This is a genomic window from Microbacterium sp. Y832, from assembly GCF_057669765.1.
On the sequence record NZ_JBYHFM010000002.1, the window covers coordinates 401,647 to 420,792 of the forward strand.

General features: G+C 68.8%; 19 protein-coding genes. 6 read left to right on the forward strand and 13 right to left on the reverse strand.

What is annotated here, in order from left to right; genetic code table 11:
• Window positions 1-252: 252 nt before the first annotated feature.
• Genes AC25YV_RS04740 through AC25YV_RS04755 form a run of 4 tightly spaced genes read left to right on the forward strand, consistent with a single transcriptional unit; the run spans window position 253 to window position 4,302 of the window.
• On the forward strand, window positions 253-1,557 hold the full coding sequence (locus AC25YV_RS04740) for a branched-chain amino acid ABC transporter permease (protein ID WP_488122874.1): 1,305 nt from the start codon (window positions 253-255) through the stop codon (window positions 1,555-1,557).
• 9 nt (window positions 1,558-1,566) lie between these two features.
• A complete protein-coding gene (locus AC25YV_RS04745; RefSeq protein WP_488122682.1) occupies window positions 1,567-2,544 on the forward strand; it encodes a branched-chain amino acid ABC transporter permease in 978 nt (325 codons plus the stop codon).
• Window positions 2,534-3,532, forward strand: coding sequence for an ABC transporter ATP-binding protein (locus AC25YV_RS04750; protein WP_488122683.1), 999 nt, complete (start codon window positions 2,534-2,536; stop codon window positions 3,530-3,532). Before AC25YV_RS04745 ends, AC25YV_RS04750 begins: the two co-directional genes overlap by 11 nt.
• 5 nt (window positions 3,533-3,537) lie before the next feature.
• The gene (locus AC25YV_RS04755; protein ID WP_488122875.1) at window positions 3,538-4,302 is read left to right on the forward strand and encodes an ABC transporter ATP-binding protein; all 765 of its coding nucleotides are present in this window, start codon (window positions 3,538-3,540) and stop codon (window positions 4,300-4,302) included.
• 435 nt (window positions 4,303-4,737) lie between these two features.
• Here the strand turns inward: AC25YV_RS04755 and AC25YV_RS04760 are convergent, their stop codons facing one another.
• From AC25YV_RS04760 to groES, 3 genes are all read right to left on the reverse strand, one after another.
• Window positions 4,738-6,003 carry an ABC transporter substrate-binding protein gene (locus tag AC25YV_RS04760; RefSeq protein ID WP_488122684.1) on the reverse strand — a complete coding sequence of 422 codons (1,266 nt, stop codon included), beginning with the start codon at window positions 6,001-6,003 and terminating at the stop codon, window positions 4,738-4,740.
• A gap of 181 nt (window positions 6,004-6,184) precedes the next feature.
• Window positions 6,185-7,129: an EamA family transporter RarD gene (gene rarD, locus AC25YV_RS04765; RefSeq protein WP_488122876.1), complete on the reverse strand. Its 945-nt coding sequence runs from the start codon at window positions 7,127-7,129 to the stop codon at window positions 6,185-6,187.
• 216 nt (window positions 7,130-7,345) lie between these two features.
• Window positions 7,346-7,642, reverse strand: a complete 297-nt coding sequence (gene groES / locus AC25YV_RS04770) for a co-chaperone GroES (RefSeq protein WP_194414427.1) — start codon at window positions 7,640-7,642, stop codon at window positions 7,346-7,348.
• Window positions 7,643-7,777: 135 nt separating this feature from the next.
• Between groES and AC25YV_RS04775 the strand changes: the two genes are divergently transcribed.
• Window positions 7,778-8,965: a class I SAM-dependent methyltransferase gene (locus AC25YV_RS04775; RefSeq protein ID WP_488122685.1), complete on the forward strand. Its 1,188-nt coding sequence runs from the start codon at window positions 7,778-7,780 to the stop codon at window positions 8,963-8,965.
• A gap of 70 nt (window positions 8,966-9,035) precedes the next feature.
• On the opposite strand, the gene AC25YV_RS04780 is transcribed toward AC25YV_RS04775, so the two are convergent.
• The 9 genes from AC25YV_RS04780 to coaA form a co-directional block, all read right to left on the reverse strand.
• Complete coding sequence (locus tag AC25YV_RS04780) at window positions 9,036-9,506, reverse strand: hypothetical protein (RefSeq protein WP_488122686.1); 471 nt, start codon at window positions 9,504-9,506, stop codon at window positions 9,036-9,038.
• A complete protein-coding gene (gene tsaD / locus AC25YV_RS04785) occupies window positions 9,503-10,567 on the reverse strand; it encodes a tRNA (adenosine(37)-N6)-threonylcarbamoyltransferase complex transferase subunit TsaD (protein ID WP_488122687.1) in 1,065 nt (354 codons plus the stop codon). Before tsaD ends, AC25YV_RS04780 begins: the two co-directional genes overlap by 4 nt.
• Complete coding sequence (gene rimI / locus AC25YV_RS04790; protein WP_488122688.1) at window positions 10,564-11,061, reverse strand: ribosomal protein S18-alanine N-acetyltransferase; 498 nt, start codon at window positions 11,059-11,061, stop codon at window positions 10,564-10,566. The genes tsaD and rimI overlap by 4 nt, the downstream gene beginning before the upstream one ends.
• The gene (gene tsaB / locus AC25YV_RS04795) at window positions 11,058-11,726 is read right to left on the reverse strand and encodes a tRNA (adenosine(37)-N6)-threonylcarbamoyltransferase complex dimerization subunit type 1 TsaB (protein ID WP_488122689.1); all 669 of its coding nucleotides are present in this window, start codon (window positions 11,724-11,726) and stop codon (window positions 11,058-11,060) included. The genes rimI and tsaB overlap by 4 nt, the downstream gene beginning before the upstream one ends.
• A 134-nt stretch (window positions 11,727-11,860) precedes the next feature.
• Window positions 11,861-12,367 carry a tRNA (adenosine(37)-N6)-threonylcarbamoyltransferase complex ATPase subunit type 1 TsaE gene (gene tsaE, locus AC25YV_RS04800; RefSeq protein WP_488122690.1) on the reverse strand — a complete coding sequence of 169 codons (507 nt, stop codon included), beginning with the start codon at window positions 12,365-12,367 and terminating at the stop codon, window positions 11,861-11,863.
• A complete protein-coding gene (gene alr / locus AC25YV_RS04805) occupies window positions 12,364-13,488 on the reverse strand; it encodes an alanine racemase (RefSeq protein ID WP_488122691.1) in 1,125 nt (374 codons plus the stop codon). The genes tsaE and alr overlap by 4 nt, the downstream gene beginning before the upstream one ends.
• Complete coding sequence (locus AC25YV_RS04810; RefSeq protein WP_488122692.1) at window positions 13,485-13,859, reverse strand: holo-ACP synthase; 375 nt, start codon at window positions 13,857-13,859, stop codon at window positions 13,485-13,487. The genes alr and AC25YV_RS04810 overlap by 4 nt, the downstream gene beginning before the upstream one ends.
• Before the next feature lie 11 nt (window positions 13,860-13,870).
• Complete coding sequence (gene glmS, locus AC25YV_RS04815; RefSeq protein ID WP_488122693.1) at window positions 13,871-15,721, reverse strand: glutamine--fructose-6-phosphate transaminase (isomerizing); 1,851 nt, start codon at window positions 15,719-15,721, stop codon at window positions 13,871-13,873.
• Between the two features lie 58 nt (window positions 15,722-15,779).
• Entirely contained in the window at window positions 15,780-16,733 is a 954-nt protein-coding gene (coaA, locus tag AC25YV_RS04820) for a type I pantothenate kinase (RefSeq protein WP_488122694.1), read from the reverse strand.
• A 92-nt stretch (window positions 16,734-16,825) separates the two neighbouring features.
• Here coaA and AC25YV_RS04825 point away from each other — a divergent pair, with 92 nt between their 5' ends.
• Window positions 16,826-17,770, forward strand: coding sequence for a Ppx/GppA phosphatase family protein (locus AC25YV_RS04825; RefSeq protein ID WP_488122695.1), 945 nt, complete (start codon window positions 16,826-16,828; stop codon window positions 17,768-17,770).
• Between the two features lie 7 nt (window positions 17,771-17,777).
• Here AC25YV_RS04825 and glmM read toward each other — a convergent pair whose 3' ends face one another.
• Window positions 17,778-19,136 carry a phosphoglucosamine mutase gene (gene glmM, locus AC25YV_RS04830; protein WP_488122696.1) on the reverse strand — a complete coding sequence of 453 codons (1,359 nt, stop codon included), beginning with the start codon at window positions 19,134-19,136 and terminating at the stop codon, window positions 17,778-17,780.
• Window positions 19,137-19,146: the final 10 nt, after the last annotated feature.

Sequence of the window (19,146 nt, forward strand, 5' to 3'; positions counted from 1 at the left end):
GTACCGAGTCTAAGTGTCGGGCTGGCGGGTTTGTTCCGCCTTTTGCGGCTCTTAGCAACCCTTCCGTGTTCCGATTCGATTACGTCCAAAAATGCGCTGTGTACGAATCGCCGACGACGCAATAAGGTCGAACCGTCGTTCATCACGGCCGATTGCGACCCGAGCCTTCGGTGTCCGTGGTGCCTTACTGGAGGTTCTGTGGGTTCTACGATTGTGGCCGCGACACGATCGCGGCGCGGGCTATTGACAGTTATCGCGGCGGTGTTCGCCGCCATGCTGTTCGTTTTCAACACGCCGCAAGGCGCCTGGGCCGATACGGGTGATCCACCCGAGGAGCAAGAGGTAACCGACTACTACTTCGGTGGAATCATCACGTTCGAGGGCGAACCTGTTTCCGATGTGACCATGACGATCGAAGGCAACGGGTTCGACGCTGAAACCGTGACCGACACCGAGGGCAAGTGGCGTCTGTACGTTCCAGAGAAGGACTCGTACGTCCTCACGGTCGACGAATCCTCGCTGCCCGACGGTGTCATCGTCGACCCGGCACAGCTGGGCGACGGCATCGCTCTCAAGGAAGGCTCCTCGGGTTCGTTCGATGTGGAATTCGGCCTTACCGGGTCGAAGATCATCAACCTCTTCCTCGGTGAGGGCGAGCGGGTCACGACGTCGTTCGTGGACCAGCTGGTCGAGCGCATCATCAACGGACTGAACTTCGGTCTGCTGCTCGCGCTTGCAGCGATCGGTGTCTCGCTCATCTTCGGAACGACGGGCCTGACCAACTTCGCGCACGCCGAGCTCGTCACCTTCGGTGCCGTCATCGCGGTCGCGCTGGGCGTCGGCCTGCAGATCCCGATGTGGCTGACGATCCCCCTCACGATCATCGCGGGCGGGTTGTTCGGCTACACATTGGATGCGGGGCTGTGGAAGCCATTGCGCCGAAAGGGAATCGGGCTCGTCCCGCTGATGATCGTCAGCATCGGCCTGTCGCTCGCGGTGCGCTACATCTACCAGTTCTTCCTGGGTGGATCGACGTCGCAGCTGCCGGGCGCAGGATCGACGAAGATTCAGCTCTTCGGTGCGATCGCTCTGTCGCCCGTCGCCCTGATGTCGATGGGCATCAGCATCGTCGTGCTCGTCCTGGTGGCCTTCTGGCTGCTGCGCACCCGCGTGGGCAAGGCGACGCGGGCGATTTCGGACAACCCCGGCCTGGCCGCGGCATCCGGAATCAACGTCGATCGCGTCATCCGGATCGTCTGGGTCCTGTCGGCGGCACTCGCGGCCCTCGGCGGCATCCTCTGGGGCTACTTCCGCCCCGGCGTGCGGTGGGACATGGGTGTGCACATCCTGCTGCTCATCTTCGCTGCCGTGACACTCGGCGGGCTGGGGACGGCGTTCGGCGCCCTCATCGGCGCGATCATCGTCGGTCTGCTCGTGGAGGTCTCGACCCTCTGGCTGCCGTCCGACCTGAAGTACGTGGGTGCGCTCGTCGTGCTCATCTTGATTCTGCTGGTCAGGCCACAGGGCATCCTGGGCCGTAAAGAGAGACTCGGATAGGAGGCGACCATGGACTGGGGAGGAATTCTCAATAACACCGCGGGTTGGCTGTTCAGCCCGACGACGATCGCCTACGCACTCGCTGCGACGGGCCTCGCTGTCCACTTCGGCTATGCCGGCCTGCTGAACTTCGGTATGGCGGGCTTCATGGCGATCGGCGCGTACAGCTACGCGATCTCGATCCTGTCGTTCGGACTCCCGTGGTGGGTCGGCATCCTGATCGGGATGGTGGCGGCGACCGTGTTCGCCTTCATCCTGGGTATCCCGACGCTGCGACTGCGAGCGGACTATCTCGCCATCGTGACGATCGCGGCAGCCGAGATCGTGCGACTGCTGTTCACGACGACGGCGTTCGACGCGGTCACCAACTCGGCCGACGGCCTCGGCGGGTACCACGCGGGCTTCCGCGCGGCGAACCCGTTCCCGCCCGGAACGTACGGCTTCGGTCCGTGGACCTACACGGCTGACGCCCTGTGGGTGCGCGTGTTCGGCGTCATCCTGCTGGCGATCGCGGTCTACATCGTGTGGGCGGTCATGCGCAGCCCGTGGGGTCGCGTCCTCAAGGGGATCCGTGAAGACGAAGACGCCGTGCGCTCGCTCGGTAAGAACGTCTTCGCCTACAAGATGCAGGCGCTCGTGCTCGGTGGCATCTTCGGTGCGCTCGGCGGCGTGGTCTTCGCGCTTCCGTCGGCGGTCGTTCCCGCCACCTACACGACGAGCCTGACGTTCTTCATCTGGACGATCCTGCTGCTCGGCGGTGCGGCGACGGTCTTCGGGCCGGCGCTGGGTGCCGTCGTCTTCTGGGTGATCATGGCGTTCCTCGATGGGGTCCTTCCGGCGCTCGCGTCGATCGGGATCCTGCCGATCTCGCCGATCCAAGCGGGCACGCTGCGCTTCGTCCTCGTGGGCATCGCGCTGATGCTGCTCGTCATATTCCGCCCGCAGGGCATCCTCGGCAACAAGAGGGAGTTGACCTTTGTCAAATAACATCACTCCCGAGGGCGGTGTCGCCCCCACAACGGGCAACATCCGTCGTCCCAAGGCGACCGGGCTCGCAAAGGGCGAGGCCGTCCCCGGCGTCGCCAAGACCGACCCGATCCTCATCATCGACAATGTGACCCGCCGTTTCGGTGGCCTCACGGCTGTCGACGTGCAGCACCTCGAGGTTCCGCGGAACGCCATCACGGCGCTCATCGGACCCAACGGTGCCGGCAAGACGACGCTGTTCAACCTGCTGTGCGGGTTCGACAAGCCCAACTCGGGCACGTGGAGCTTCGACGGGACTCAGCTGGCCGGTGTGCCGTCGTTCAAGGTCGCACGCTTGGGTCAGGTGCGCACGTTCCAGCTCACCAAGGCGCTGTCGCTGCTGACGGTGCTCGAGAACATGAAGCTCGGCGCCTCGAAGCAGAAGGGCGAGCGCTTCTGGACGAGCATGATCCCGGCGGTCTGGCGCAAGCAGGAGACCGAGATCGAGGGCAAGGCGCGGAGCCTGCTCAAGCGCTTCAAGCTCGACGCGAAGTCCTCGGACTACGCGGCGTCGCTGTCGGGCGGTCAGCGCAAGCTGCTCGAAATGGCGCGGGCCCTCATGAACGACCCGACGCTCGTCATGCTCGACGAGCCGATGGCCGGTGTGAACCCCGCGTTGACCGAGTCGCTGCTTGAGCACATCCTCGACCTCAAGGAGCTCGGGATGACCGTGCTCTTCGTCGAGCACGATATGCACATGGTGCGGCACATCGCCGACTGGGTCGTCGTCATGGCCGAAGGCCGTGTCGTGGCCGAGGGGCCGCCGGACAGCGTGATGCAGAACAAGGCGGTCATCGACGCGTACCTCGGCGCCCACCAGGACGTCGACCTCGGCATCGTGACCGGGCGCATCGAAGGTGAACTGAACACCTCCGCAATCGAGATGCTCGAGGACATCGAGCAGGCCGAGGCCGAGTCGATCGCCGAAGCCGAGGAGGAGAACAAGTGACCAAGATGACGACGGCCGGAGCCCCCGCGGGCGAGGCTGCCAAGAGCGACCGCATCGTCGTGGAGGTCAAGGATCTCGACGCGGGTTACCTCCCCGGCATCAACATCATCAACGGTGCCAACCTGATCGCCCGCAAGGGTGAGCTGATCGGCATCATCGGACCCAACGGTGCCGGAAAGTCGACGTTGCTGAAGTCGATCTTCGGCATGGTCAAGGTTCGCGCTGGCGAGATCACGGTCAACGGCGAGAGCATCATCGGGCTCAACTCCGACAAGCTCGTGTCGCGTGGTGTGGGCTTCGTGCCGCAGACGAACAACGTGTTCCCCTCGCTGTCCATCGAGGAGAACCTGCAGATGGGGCTCTACCAGAACCCCAAGGCATACGCCGAGCGGCTCGAGTTCGTGACCGGGATCTTCGCGGAGCTGGGCAAGCGCCTCAAGCAGCGCGCGGGCTCGCTCTCGGGCGGTGAGCGCCAGATGGTCGCGATGTCGCGCGCACTCATGATGGACCCCGCCGTGCTGCTGCTCGATGAGCCGTCGGCTGGTCTGTCACCCGTGCGCCAGGACGACGCGTTCATCCGCGTCTCGGACATCAACAAGGCGGGTGTGACGACGATCATGGTCGAGCAGAACGCCCGTCGGTGCCTGCAGATCTGTGACCGCGGCTACGTCCTGGACCAGGGCCGCGATGCGTATCACGGCACGGGCCGCGAGCTGCTGAATGACCCGAAGGTCATCGGCCTGTACCTGGGTTCGCTCGGGCAGGACTGATCTCGCCGTAAAGAGAAGAGGGGTGGATGCCGCGGCATCCACCCCTCTTCTCTTGTGTACGGGCTTCTCGTGTACGGGCATCTCCCCCGAGCACGGGCTTCTTCCCTGCGCGCCTGCGTCCCTCTCCCTGGCCCCAGCGCTTCCCCGCCCCCGTGCCCCCTGCCGAACCCGGAGCACTCTCCTGGGCGCGTGCGTCTTCTCCTGGGCGCGTGCCTCTGAGCTCGATGCGACACCGCTCGTGCACCCTCGGCATACTCCCCCGGGCTGCAGACACCCTCCTGCGGGCGCGTATCCCTGAGCATGCGCGGGATCCGCTGGCCCAGACCTGCGGATCCTGCGGGGCCGCAGCGCCCCTCGCAGCCGGCACACAACGAGAAGGGCCCCGGTTCCGTGAGGAACCGGGGCCCTGAGTGGCTGAAGAGCTCAGCGCATCAATTAGTTGATGCGAACGTGCTCGTTGCCCTCCTGGTATTCGAAGACACCGATCGATGCCTCGGTCGGGTCGCCGGCCTCGTCGAACGCGACGCCACCGGAGTAGCCGTCGTAGTCGGCGACGCCACCCGCGAGGATGATGTCGGCGCATGCGGCGAAGGTGTCGCACTTCTCGCCGTCACCCGAACCACCCGAGACCTCCTGCAGCTTCGCAGCGATCTCAGCGGCGTCCGTCGAGTTCGCGGCCAGAGCAGCGAGCGCCAGGAGCACGACGGCGTCGTAGGACTCACCGGCGTAGTTGAAGTCGACGAGTTCCTCGCCGGCCTGCTCCTGCCACTGCGCCATGAGGCGGTCCTGGAAGTCGTCCGAGAGCACCGGGCCGGGCTGCGTGCCCTTCGAGCCGGTGATGTCCACGGGCATGTCAGCACCCCACTGCGAGGTGTTGCCGTCGACGAAGTAGAACTTCGAGCCGTCGAAGCCGCTGTTGACGAACGACGGAGCGATCGTCGCGGTCTCTTCGAAGCCGATGACCGCGATGGCCTCCGGGTTCTGCGCGAGGATCGACGACACCTGAGCCGAGAAGTTCGTGTCACCGGCGTTGTAGGACTCGGATGCCACAACCTGGCCACCCGTGGCCTCGAACGTCTCGGTCAGCGCGGCCTCGAGGCCCGTGCCGTACGCGTCGTTGAGGTAGATGATGCCGAGCGTCGATGCGCCGTCTTCGGCGATCAGGTTGCCCAGCACCTCGCCCTGCAGCAGGTCGCTGGGAGCGGTGCGGAAGTAGAGGCCGTTGTCGTCCCACGTCGTGAAGTCGGGCGACGTGTTGGCGGGCGAGAACGTGATGACGCCGGCACCGACTGCCTGGTCGAGGAAGAGCTTGGTGACGCCCGATGCCGCAGCACCGATGATCGCCTGAACGCCGTTGCCGAGGAGGCGCGGGACGGTGGTCTCGTAGGCCTTGTTGTCGGGGTCGCCCGAGTCGCCGTACTCGACATCGACAGTGATGCCCTTGGCTGCTTCGTTGATCTCTGCGACGGCGAGGCCGACGCCGGCCTCTTCCGGCGGGCCGAGGAACGCGAGCGCACCGGTCTGGGGCAGCACGGTTCCGATGCTGAGCGTGAGGTCACGCTCTTCCGACGTGTTGGGTGATTCGGTGCTGTCGCCACCCGTTCCTCCGCCGGCGCAGCCGGCGAGAACGAGTGCACTGGCACCGGCGAGCGCGATGCCGCCGAGAATGGCGGACTTGCGCGAGCGGGTGAAGACGCTCATGTTTCTCCTTGTTGTGGGTGACGGGGCTCGGCTCGGGTGCCGTCCCAATGGTCATAACCTAACGGCGCAATGGGCGCCGCAGTGTTGCCATTCGTTAACGATCTATAACGGAAGCGCGATCGGCTGCCGCAGGCCCCGGTATTCCGCGGATTCCGCCTCGCGTCGCGGGGTGCTGCCCCGGTCAGCGCACGCGCTGGCGCCGCGATCGGCGCACGTGCAGGACCGAATCCGCCATGAGCACGGCGAGCGCCACCCACACGAGCGCGAAACCGATCCATCGTTCGAGAGGCATCGGCTCACCGAGGATCCACGCCCCCGAGATGAACTGCAGGAAGGGGGTGATGAACTGCAGCAGTCCGATCACCGTGAGAGACGTGCGGCGCGTTCCTGCGGCGAAGAGCAGCAGCGGCACGGCCGTGACGATCCCCGCAAGACTCAGAAGCACGGTGTGTCCGGCGCCGTTCGCGCCGTAGGTGAGACCGGTCGTCGTCGCGACCACGATCAAGATGACCGTCGCGATCGGCATGAGCCACAAGGTCTCGAGCGTCAGTCCGCTGACGGCGTCGACCGCCGGACCGACCTTCTTCTTCACCAGGCCGTAGAGGCTGAACGATGCCGCGAGCGTCAGCGCGATCCACGGCACGGAACCGTATCCCACGATGATGACGACGACTGCCGCCCCGGCGATTCCGATCGCGACCCACTGCGTGATGCGCAGCCTCTCGTGCAGCACGAGCACCCCGAGCAGGACGGTGGCGATCGGGTTGATGAAGTAGCCGAGGCTCGTCTCGATCACGTGGCCCGACAGCGCCCCGATGATGAAGACCTGCCAGTTGACGTAGATGAACACGGCTGCGAGGGCGGTGAGCCCGAGCACCTTGGGCTGGCGGAACAGTCGCGCCAACCGCCCCCATGTGCGCGTCACCGACAGCAGCAGCACGCAGAAGATCAGCGACAGCACGATGCGCCAGGCGACGATCTCCCAGGGACCGGTCGGAACGAGCAAGACGAAGTACAGCGGCAGAAAGCCCCACCACAGGTACGCCGCGAAGCCGTAGATCCCACCGAGAAGGCGTTCACGCTCGGCCGCACTGCGTCGGACCGGGATCGGTACGCCGCCCGTGATGACGGCGGCTTCACCGAGGTCACCGCCCGTCACGTCAGCGGGCTCGGCGGCGGGCAGGTCTCGGGTCACCAGTCCACCCTAGGGCCGGCGGAACACCGCGACGGCCGGTGTGTGAGCGCGGCCCACAGCCCCGGCTCGGCACCGTCCGGAAAACGACGAAGGACTCGGATGCCGGAGCATCCGAGTCCTTCGTATCGCCTCAGTGAGGCGGGGTTCTCAGCGGACGACGACCGCGAGGACGTCGCGCGCCGACAGAACGAGCAGGTCGTCCCCGCCGAACTTGACCTCGGTGCCGCCGTACTTGCTGTAGATCACACGGTCGCCGACAGCGACGTCGAGCGGAATACGGTTGCCGTTGTCGTCGATACGGCCGGGGCCGACCGCCACGACCTCGCCCTCCTGGGGCTTCTCCTTGGCGGTGTCAGGGATGACCAGACCGCTGGACGTGGTCTGCTCGGCCTCGACCTGCTTGATGACGATGCGGTCCTCGAGCGGCTTGATGGAAACCGACACGGTCTACCTCTTCTTTCCTTGAGACTGAAGACTCGTTAGCACCCGCACAGCGAGAGTGCTAACGCAAGTCTAGGCAAAGCGCTAGCACTCGCGCAACGTGAGTGCCAGCTCGATGTCTCAGCCTAGGCTGGCGGGGTGAACACGGCTGAGCTCACCGCGCTGCTCACCCCCGAGGGGATGCGGCTGCTCGACGAGCTGCCCGCCGCGCACTCGACCGATGACGTCGCCCGCACCGTCACGCGCCTGCGCCGTGCCGGGCACGCCCCCGACCTCGTCTCGGCCGTCGTCTCGCAGGCGCGCCTGCGCGAGCGAGCGCGCGCCAAGTTCGGTGATCTCGCTGAGCGGATGCTGTTCACGCGGGCGGGCCTCGAGCAGGCGACGCGACTGCCCGTCGCGGTGCGCCATGCCGCTCGGTTCCGCGAGGCGGGTCTGACGCGGGTCGCCGATCTCGGCTGCGGCATCGGCGGGGACGCGCTCGGATTCGCGGGCCTGGGGCTGCGGGTGTCGGCGGTCGACGCGGATGAGATCACCGCCGCGATCGCCGCATACAACCTCGCACCGTTCGGCGACGACGTGACGGTCGCACACGGCACCGCCGAGACGTTCGATCTCGCCACGACGGATGCCGTGTGGCTCGACCCCGCGCGCCGGACAGCCGGCCGCACCGAGACGACCCGCACTCGGCCCGAGGACTGGTCGCCGTCTCTCGAGTGGGTCTTCGCGCTGGCCGAGCGAATGCCCGCCGGGGTCAAGCTCGGACCGGGGCTCGACCGCGACATGATCCCTGCCGGTGTCGAGGCTCAGTGGGTCAGCGCCGACGGATCGACGATCGAGCTGGTGCTGTGGTCGGGGGCGCTCGCGCGCCCCGGCATCCGTCGCTCCGCGCTCGTGATGCGCGGCGACGCGGCGCATGAGCTGACGGCCGGGGCCGATGCCGCCGATGAGCCGGCGCGGCCGCTCGGGGAGTACCTGCACGAGCCCGACGGAGCGGTCATCCGCGCGCGCCTGATCGGCGACGTCGCCCGTTCGCTGGATGCCGGCATGCTCGACGAGCACATCGCGTATCTCACCTCGGATTCACCACTCACCTCGCCCTTCGTCTCGACGTTCCGGGTGCGCGAAGAGCTGCCCGCCGATGTGCGCAAGCTCGGCGCGGCGCTGCGTGAACGCGGCATCGGCCGGCTCGAGATCAAGAAGCGCGGCGTCGACGTCGACCCGGCCGTGCTGCGTCGGTCGCTCAAGCTGCGCGGTGACGCCGCCGCAACGCTGTTCCTCACACGCATCGGCACCCGCCGCGTCGCCCTCCTCGCCGACCGGCTCTGAGCACTGCGCAGCAGCCGGGTCTGTGCCCGACACCCCGGCGCGGCCCGTGACGGAGGTCACGCAGGCGCGGTCAGGCGAAGAGGTTCAGCTGTCCGGCCGCCCACAGCAGCCACCCGGCGCTGTACACGATCGAGACCGAGCCCAGGACGATCGCCCAGACCGCCGTGGCACGACTCTCGACGGGGTTGCGCAGCGCGACGATGCCGAGGATGACGCCGACGAGCCCGACGGGGAAAGCCCAGCCCACCAGGAGTGAGCCGATGAGTCCCACGATCGCGAACCCGAGCGCCCAGCCCGCAAGCCCGCGCGATGCGGGCGGCGGCATGAGCCATTCCACCGTCGCTGCGGCGTAGTCCTCGCTGCCCGGCTCGGCCGGATGCAGCTCGGTCGTCACGTCGACGGGAGCGGTCGGCAGCCGCGAGAACCCGCCGCGGTGAGCACCGGGCAGGGGCACGGCGTCGACGGCGAGGTCGACGTCGGGTGACGCCGGCCCCACGGCGGGCGTGACCGGAACGGGCCGGCGGGCATCGGCGTCGGTCACGCGTCCTCCTCGGCAACCTGGATCTCGGTGACGGGCAGGGTCGAATCCGCACCGAAGGAGAGCGTCGACGGCGGGCGACCCGACATGATGAGCTCGGAAGCGAGGGCGGCGATCATGGCGCCATTATCAGTGCACAGCGACAGCGGTGGAATGCGCACCTGCACACCCGCGGCATCCGCCCTCTCGATCGCGACGTCGCGCAGTCGGCGATTGGCGATGACTCCCCCGCCCAGCAGAAGCCGCGGCACGCCGTGATCGGCGCATGCCGCGAGAGCCTTGGTGACCAGCACGTCGACGACCGCTTCGCGGAAGGATGCCGCGACATCGGCGACCGGAATGGGCTCCCCCGCCGCCTCGCGCTGTTCGATCCAGCGTGCGACCGCGGTCTTCAGCCCCGAGAACGAGAAGTCGTAGCGGTGGCGCGCCATGTCCGAGGCGCGCGACAGCCCGCGCGGGAACCGGATCGCGGTGGGGTCGCCCTCGGCGGCGGCACGGTCGATCTCGGGCCCACCGGGGTAGGGCAGCCCGAGAATGCGGGCGATCTTGTCGAAGGCCTCGCCCGCGGCGTCGTCCATGGTCTCGCCGAGGAGCTCGACGTCGCTCGTGAGATCGCGCACCAGCAGAAGCGAGGTGTGTCCGCCGCTGACGAGCAGGGCGACGGTCGGGTACTCGACCTCGTCACCCGTCAGAATGTCGGCGGCGATGTGCCCGACGAGGTGATTGACGGCGTAGAGAGGCGTGCCGAGCGAGACGGCGAGAGCCTTCGCTGCCCCGACGCCGACCATGAGCGCGCCCGCGAGCCCGGGCCCGCTCGTGACGGCGACGGCGTCGATCTCGTCCAGAGAGACGTGTGCGTCGGCAAGGGCCGCCTCGATCGAGGGCTGCAGGGCTTCGAGGTGCGCCCGAGCGGCCACTTCGGGCACCACGCCGCCGAAGCGGGCGTGCTCGTCCATCGAACTCGCGATCGTGTTGCTGAGCAGGGTGCGGCCGCGCACGATGCCGATTCCGGTCTCGTCGCAGCTCGTCTCGATGCCCAGCACGAGGGGTTCGCGGCGGTTCACGCGTGTGCTCCCGCATCGGCGGGTGCCGCTCCGTGCGCGGCCTGCCAGCCGGCGAGGGCGAGTCGCATCACGACGGCGTCGACGTCGTCGGGCTGGTAGTAGCGCGCACGTCGCCCCATCTCGAGGAACCCTTCTGAGACATACAGAGCCTGCGCGACCGGGTTGTCGGCGCGCACCTCGAGGAAGACGTCGCGGACGCCGCGTCGCACGGCTTCGTCGAGCAGCGCGCGCAGCAGCGCGCGGCCGCGGCCACGACCCCGGGCCTCCTGCGCGATCGTGATCGTCTGCACGTCGGCATCCCTGGCCCCGGCGATCGCCCGCAGCCCGGCATACCCCGAGACATGTCCCGCGGTCTCGTCGACGACGTAATAGCCGTGCGGCGAGGCGAGTTCCTCCTTCATCATGCCTTCGCTCCAGGCATCCGACGGGAACGAGGCACGCTCGAGCGCCATGATGGCAGTGAGGTCGCCGGCCGTCGCGCGTCGCAGACTCATGCGCCCACCCGCTTGCGGGCGGCGGGCGGGGTCACATCGGGCGCGCGCAGGTACAGCGCATCGTCGGGCCCGATCGTGCGGCCGGCGGTGAGCGCGCGCGCCGCAGCGAGACCGACCATCGCCCCCGAGACGGCAGCGACGTCGCGGCGCTCGGCCCCCATTTCGGCGAGCACGGCGTCGATCGCGTCGCGCGGGGTCAGAGCGGGCTCGGTCACTCGGATGGGCAGGCCGTCGTCGTCGAGCCCGTCGTACACGGTGTACGCGAACTCGCGGCGCCGCGCGTCGGTCACGACGGCGAAGCGCGGAAGCGCGGCGAACGGATCGGCGAGGAGGATCGCCAGCGCCGCGGCGTCATGACTCACGACGGGAACGACCGGCACGCCCCGACCCTGCGCGAAGGCCCGTGCCGCGGCGATACCGACGCGCAGCCCCGTGAAGGGCCCCGGCCCCATGCCCACGGCGACGTGGCTGATCTCGACGGACGCGGCAGCCCCGGTCTGGCCGAGGGGGCCGCGCTCGGCCGCGGCGAGCGCGGCGACGAGCAGGTCTCCGATCACCTCGGCGTGGCCGAGGGGATTCGGGCTGGCCAGATCCGCGCAGACGACGCCGTCGGATTCGACGACGGCGACGGCGGTGCCGAGCGAGGTGTCGATGCCGAGGATCACGCATCCAGGGTAAACCGCGAGACGGCGACCGCGCGCCGAGCCCGCGGCTGAACCCACAGCGAGGGTGGCGTTGCCGCCGGGTCACGGGGATGCCGCGCGGCGGGGAGCCTTAGAGACCGCCCCGGCCACCCGGGTCAGGGGCGCCGGAAGATCGTCACGCGGCGCGGGCTGTCATCGTCGAGAACGTCCTCTGCGACCCCGGCCACGGACGCGTTGCGCGGAGCCTCGAGCTGCGTGGCCGCCTCGCGGTCGAGCTCGACCTCCCACCACCGGTCCGCGATCGACGCCGCGAACGGCGCGGCCCACTCGGCCACGACGACCGACCCCTCGTAGTCGATGTCGAGGTCGTCGAGCTCGGGCGCCGAGCCGAGGCGGTACGCATCGACGTGCACGAGCGGGGCACCGCCGCTGAGCGATGGGTGCGTCCGGGCGATCACGAACGTCGGGCTCTGGATCGGGCCGCGCACACCCAGGCCCGCCGCGATGCCGCGGGTCAGGGTCGTCTTGCCGGCACCGAGCGGACCCGTCAGAACGACGAGTTGGCCGGGGCGCAGCATCCGCCCCATGCGTTCGCCGAGGTCTTCCATGTCCGCCGGCGCGAGGATCTCGTGCACGCCGACGAGCGGATCCAAGCCCGTCACGACGCGACCTGCCGGCGCGGCACGCGCGCCCCGATCCGCGTGACGACCTCATAGTTGATCGTCCCCGCCGCGTCGCTCCAGTCCGATGCCGCGGGCTGGCCGAGCGTGGGATCGCCGAAGAGCACGACCTCGTCGCCGAGCGAGACGGGGTGGTCGCCGACGTCGACGACGAACTGGTCCATCGCGATGCGGCCCGAGACACGGAACTGGCGACCGCCGATCACGACGGGGCCGCGTTCGGATGCCTGGCGGGGGACGCCGTCCGCATAGCCGAGCGGCACGAGCACGAGCGTCGTCTCACGCTCGGTGCGGTAGGCGTAGTCGTAGGACACGCCCGTGCCTGCCGGGACGCGCCGAACGGCCGTGACGGCACCGCGCAGGGTCATGGCGGGCTGCAGGCCGAGCTCGGCCGATGTCCGGTCGGCGAACGGCGAGAGTCCGTACATGCCGATCCCGATGCGCACGCAGTCCAGTCGGGTCTCGGGCAGTGCGATGGCGGCGTACGTCGCGGCGAGGTGGCGGACGGCGGGGCGCAGGCCCAGAGCGGCCGCCGCCGCGATGCCGTCGAGGAAGACACGCAGGGCGGCGCGGTCCTCATCGTCGGATGCGTTCGAGAGGTGGCTGAACACTCCCTCGACCCGGAGCCGACCGATGCGCTCGAGACGGGCTGCTTCGGCGAACACGACCCCGTAGTCGGCGGGGGCGATGCCGTTGCGGGAGAGGCCCGTGTCGAGTTTGAGGTGCACGCGAACCGGATGCGGACCGGTCGCGGCGGCCTCAGCCCGTACGAGCTGGTCGTACGACGAGATCCCGAGCTCGATCCCCGCCTCGGCAGCCTCGCGGAAGTCGGCCCCCGGCGCGTGGAGCCAGGCGATGATCGGGGCCGTGATCCCCCCACGCCGCAGGGCGAGCGCTTCGGCGATCTCGGCGACGCCGAGTCTGGCGGCCCCGCCCTCGAGGGCAGCGACCGCCGAGCGCACGGCGCCGTGCCCGTAGCCGTCGGCCTTCACGACCGCGATCACCGCGGTTTCGGTGAGGCGACGCAGGTGGCGCACGTTCGCCGTGATCGCACCGACGTCGATCGTGGCTTCGCGGGCGACGCCCGCGGGCAGGGCGCTCATGCGACGTCTCCCGCGCCGGGCGTCGCCTCGGCGATGACATACGCGGTCGCGAGCCCGGCGTCGTGCGACATCGACAGGTGAAGTGCCGTGATCCCGCGCTCGGCGACCGTCTCGGCGGTCGACCCGCTCAGCGCGAACCTCGGGCGCCCCGACGGCTCGGGCTCTATCGCGATCTCGGTCCAGTAGACCCCGTCGGATCCGCCGAGCGCTTTGATGAGCGCTTCTTTCGCGGCGTAGCGCGCCGCGAGCGAGCGGGCCGCGAGCGGCCGCTCGGCGGGGGCGAACAGGCGCGTGAGCAGGCGCGGCGTGCGCGAGATCGAGCGTTCGAACCGTTCGATGTCGACGAGGTCGACGCCGATCCCCACGATCATGCGCGAGCCGTCTACTCGACCGTGACGGACTTCGCGAGGTTGCGCGGCTGGTCGACGTCGAGGCCCTTCGCCGTGGCCAGGCCCATCGCGAAGATGTGCAGCGGCACGACCGAGAGCAGCGGCTCGAACAGCGGCCCGGCGAGCGGAATGCGCAGCACCTCGTCCGCCTTGGGCAGCACGGCCACGTCGCCCTCTTCGGCGATCGCGATGACGCGGGCGCCGCGCGCTCGGATCTCCTCGATGCCCGAGACGACCTTCTTGTGCATCTCGGCCGAATCGCGAGGCGACGGGACGATCACGAAGACGGGCTGGCCGGGTTCGATGAGCGCGATGGGTCCGTGCTTGAGCTCGCCGGCGGCGAAGCCCTCGGCGTGGATGTAGGCGAGTTCCTTCAGCTTGAGCGCACCCTCGAGGGCGATGGGGTAGCCGACGTGACGGCCGAGGAACAGCACGGAGCGCGTGTCTGCCATCCAGTGCGCGAACTGCTCGATGCGCGGCTGCTCGCGTTCCAGGATCTGCGCGATCTTGCCGGGGATCGCCTCGAGCTCGCGCACGTGGTCGGCGGCGTCTGCGGGTGCCAGCACGCCGCGGATGCGACCGATGTGCAGGCCCATGAGATACAGCGCGGTGATCTGCGCGACGAACGCCTTCGTCGAGGCGACGGCGACCTCGGGGCCGGCGTGCGTGTAGACGATCGCATCCGATTCGCGCGGGATCGTCGCTCCCTGCGTGTTGCAGATCGACAGCGTCTTGGCGCCGTGCTCGCGCGCGTACTTGACGGCCATGAGCGTGTCCATGGTCTCGCCGGACTGGCTGATCGAGACGACGAGCGTGTCGGGGCCGATGACGGGGTTGCGGTAGCGGAACTCGTGCGCCAGCTCGACGTCGACGGGGATCCGGGTCCACTCCTCGATCGCGTACTTGCCGACCTGGCCGGCGTAAGCGGCCGTGCCGCACGCGACGATGATGATGCGCGAGATGCCGGCGAAGAGATCGTCGAGCCCGTCGAGCTCGGGGATCGCGACCTGGCCGTCGTGGATGCGTCCGCGCAGCGTGTTGGCGACGGCGTCGGGCTCTTCCGACACCTCCTTCGCCATGAACGACGACCAGCCGCCCTTTTCGGCGGCCGCGGCATCCCACGTCACCTCGAACGGCTCGACCTCGACCGGCTGGCCGTCGAAGTCGGTCACCGTGACTCCGCCGGGCGTGATCGCGACGATCTGGTCCTGCCCGATGGCAAGGGCGTTGCGGGTGTACTCGACGAAGGCCGCGACGTCGGAACCGAGGAAGTTCTCGCCCTCGCCGATGCCGATGACCAGGGGCGAGTTTCGGCGCGCGCCGACGACGAGGCCCGGCTGATCCTCGTGCATCGCCAGGAGCGTGAAGGCGCCTTCCAGGCGCGCCACGACGTGGCGGAACGCCGCCGAGAGGTCTCCCGTGCGCTGGTACTCGCGACCGAGCATCGCGGCGGCGACTTCGGTGTCGGTCTCGCTGCGGAAGGTGAAGCCGTCAGCGAGCAGCTCCTCCTTCAACTCGGAGAAGTTCTCGATGATCCCGTTGTGGATGACCGCGAGCTTGTCGTCGTCGGCGAGGTGCGGGTGCGCGTTCTCGTCGGTCGGCGCACCATGGGTCGCCCAGCGGGTGTGTCCGATGCCGGTCGTCCCGTCAGGAAGCGGGTGCGCGGCGAGGTCATCGCGCAGCACCTGCAGCTTGCCCGCACGCTTGCGCATGTCGAGGTCGCCCGCACCGTCGATGACGGCGATCCCGGCGGAGTCGTACCCGCGGTACTCCAGTCGCGACAGACCGGCGATGAGGATGGCCTGGCTCTGCCGCGGGCCCACGTATCCGACGATTCCACACATGGACTCAATCGTAAGGCTTGCGAGGGTGCGAACCCGCTGAGAAGGCGGGAACGGCTCGTCAGAGCTTGCGCAGCAGCACGCGCTCCACGGCGTGGTTGGCCGCCTTCTGCAGCACGAGCGTCGCGCGGTGCTTGGTCGGCAGCACGTTCTCCTCGAGGTTGGGCAGGTTGATCGCCCCCCAGACGCCGCGCGCGTACTCCACGGCCTCGTCGTCGCTGAGGTGGGCGAAGTTGTTGAAGTACGAACTCGGGTTGGCGAACGCTCCGCGCTTGAGGGCGAGGAATCGGTTCAAGAACCATTCGGTGATGTGCTCGGAGTCGGCGTCGACATAGATCGAGAAGTCGAACAGGTCGCTCACGGCGACATCGTTGGGCGCGGGCGGAGGCTGCAGCACATTGAGCCCCTCGACGATGACGACGTCGGGTCGGCGCACGGTGACGTGGGCGTCCGGCACGATGTCGTAGCGCAGATGCGAGTAGAACGGCGCGCGCGCTTCGGGCGCTCCGCTCTTGACGTCGCTGAGGAACTCGACCAGCGCGCGCCGATCGTACGACTCGGGAAAGCCCTTGCGCTGCATGAGCCCCCGGCGCTCGAGCTCGGCGTTGGGGTAGAGGAATCCGTCGGTCGTGACGAGTTCGACCCGCGGCGTGCTCGGCCACCGACTCATGAGCTCGCGCAGCAACCGGGCGATCGTCGACTTCCCGACGGCCACCGAGCCTGCCACACCGACGACGAAGGGTGTCGTGACATCGGGTTCGCCGAGGAACGTGCTCGTGTCGACACCGAGGTGCTTCGTCGATGACGCGTAGAGCGACAGCAGTCGACTGAGCGGCAGGTACACCTCGCGCACCTCGGTCAGATCGAGCCGGTCGCCCAGGCCCCGGATCTGCACGACCTCGGTCTCGGACAGCGGCTGCTCGACACCCGCCGCAAGACGCGACCATTCGGCCCGCCCGATCTCACGGTAGAGCGAGTCGGCGAGCGTCGTCGTCACGGCATCCTCGGCTTGCATCGCGCCCATGCTAGTGCCTGTTGAGACCCACCCGGCGCCGCATGACCCGCCGCGGATCTGCAGCACCGCCGTGAGCCGACTAACCTGAACAGGTGCGCCTGGGAGTCCTCGACATCGGCTCGAACACCGTCCATCTGCTCGTGGCCGACGTCATCCCCGGCGGCCGACCGCTCGCGACGACGAGCCAGCGGACCATCCTGCGCCTCATGCGCTACCTCGAGCCCGACGGTTCGATCAGCGAGGAGGGCGTCGAAGCCCTCGTCGCCGCCGTCGCTCAGGCGCGCGAGATCGCCGCCGGCGAGAACGTCGTCGAGTTGCTCGCCACCGCCACGAGCGCGGTGCGCGATGCCACGAACGGCAAGTCCGTCATCGCTCGCATCGAAGCGGCGCTCGGCCAGGACCTGCAGGTGCTGGGCGGCGAGACCGAGGCGCGCTTCACCTTCCTCGCCGTGCGGCGCTGGTTCGGCTGGTCCGCGGGCCAGATCCTGCTCTTCGACATCGGCGGCGGCTCGCTCGAACTCGCAGCCGGGGCCGACGAACTGCCCGAGGCCGCCGCATCGGTGCCTCTGGGCGCGGGGCGCATGACGGTGCAGTTCTTCCCCGACGACCCGCCCGGCGACGAAGCCGTCGAACGGCTGCGGGAGCACGCGCGCAAGGTTCTGGCGCCGGCCGCGACGGCGCTCAGCACGATGCCCACCCCGGATCACATCGTCGGATCGTCCAAGGCGATCCGCTCGCTCGCGAAGCTCGTCGGCAGCCCCATGCCAGCATGGCCGGGCAACGAACGACTGCTCCTCCCCCGTGATGCGCTCGGGTCGTGGATTCCGCGGCTCGCCCGGATCCCCGCAGCCGCCCGCCAGGAGCTGCCCGGAATCACCCCCGACCGCACCTACCAGATCGTCGCGGCTGCGGTCGTGCTGCACACCGCGATGACGATGCTCGACGTCGACTCGCTCGAGGTCTCGCCGTGGGCACTGCGCGAAGGCGTGCTGCTGCGTTACATCGAGTCGCTGTCCTGGACGCCGCCCGGACTCTGACACGAAATCAGAGCGCGAGGCGCTCCCGCACGATCTCGGCGAGGCGGTCGGCGATCTCCTGTGCGACAGGGGCTTCGGATGCCTCGACCATGACGCGCACGAGAGGTTCGGTGCCCGACGCGCGCAGCAGCACGCGTCCTGAGTCGCCGAGTTCCGCTTCGGCCTCGGCGACAGCCTCGGCCACACCGGGATCGGCAACGCGCGTGCGATCGACGCCCTTGACGTTGACGAGAACCTGCGGGTACACCGTCATGATCGATGCCAGTTCGGACATCGACTTGCCCTGACGCGCCATCTCGGCCACGAGGTGAAGCCCCGTGAGCAGCCCGTCGCCGGTGGTCGCGTAGTCGCTCATGATGACGTGGCCGGACTGCTCGCCGCCGAGCGAGTAGCCACCTTCGGTCATGCGCTCGAGCACGTAGCGGTCGCCGACCCGGGTCTGCTCGACGGTGATGCCGTGATCGGCCATCGCCCGATGCAGACCGAGGTTGCTCATGACAGTCGCCACGAGAGTGTCGTCTTTGAGTCGGCCGCGCTGCTTCATCGCGACCGCGAGGATCGCCATGATCTGGTCACCGTCGACGATCCGCCCTGCTGCGTCCACGGCGAGGCAGCGGTCGGCGTCGCCGTCGTGGGCGATGCCGACGTCGGCCCCGTGCGCGAGGACGGCCTCGGACAGCTGGTCGAGGTGCGTCGATCCGACGCCGTCGTTGATGTTGAGCCCGTCGGGGTCGGCGCCGATGACGGTGACGCGCGCGCCTGCGTCGCGGAAGGTCTCCGGCGAAACGCCGGATGCGGCACCGTGCGCGCAGTCCAGCACGACATGGAGCCCGTCCAGGCGGTGCGGGAGCGAGGCGAGCAAGTGGATGACGTAGCGGTCCTCGGCATCCGAGAACCGGCTGATGCGTCCGACCTGCGCACCCGTGGGCTGCAGCTTCGTTCCCTGCATGGCTGTTTCGATGCGCGCTTCGACGACGTCGGGCAGCTTGACGCCACCCCGGGCGAAGATCTTGATGCCGTTGTCGGGCGCCTCGTTGTGCGACGCCGAGATCATGACGCCGAAGTCGGCGTCACGGTCGGCGACGAGGAACGCCGCGGCCGGGGTCGGGAGGACACCGGCATCGAGCACATCGACGCCCGACGAAGCGAGACCCGCTTCAACGGCGGCCGAGAGGAAGTGCCCCGAGACGCGGGGGTCACGCGCGACGACGGCTGTGAGCCGCTTGCCGGCGGCACGCCGCGCTTCTGCGGTGCGGCCCTGGCCCAGGACGACAGCAGTCGCCTGGGCCAGGGTGAGAGCGAGGTCGGCGGTGAGGACGGGGCCGTTGGCCAGTCCTCGCACACCGTCCGTGCCGAACAGCGGCATCGGAGCGGTG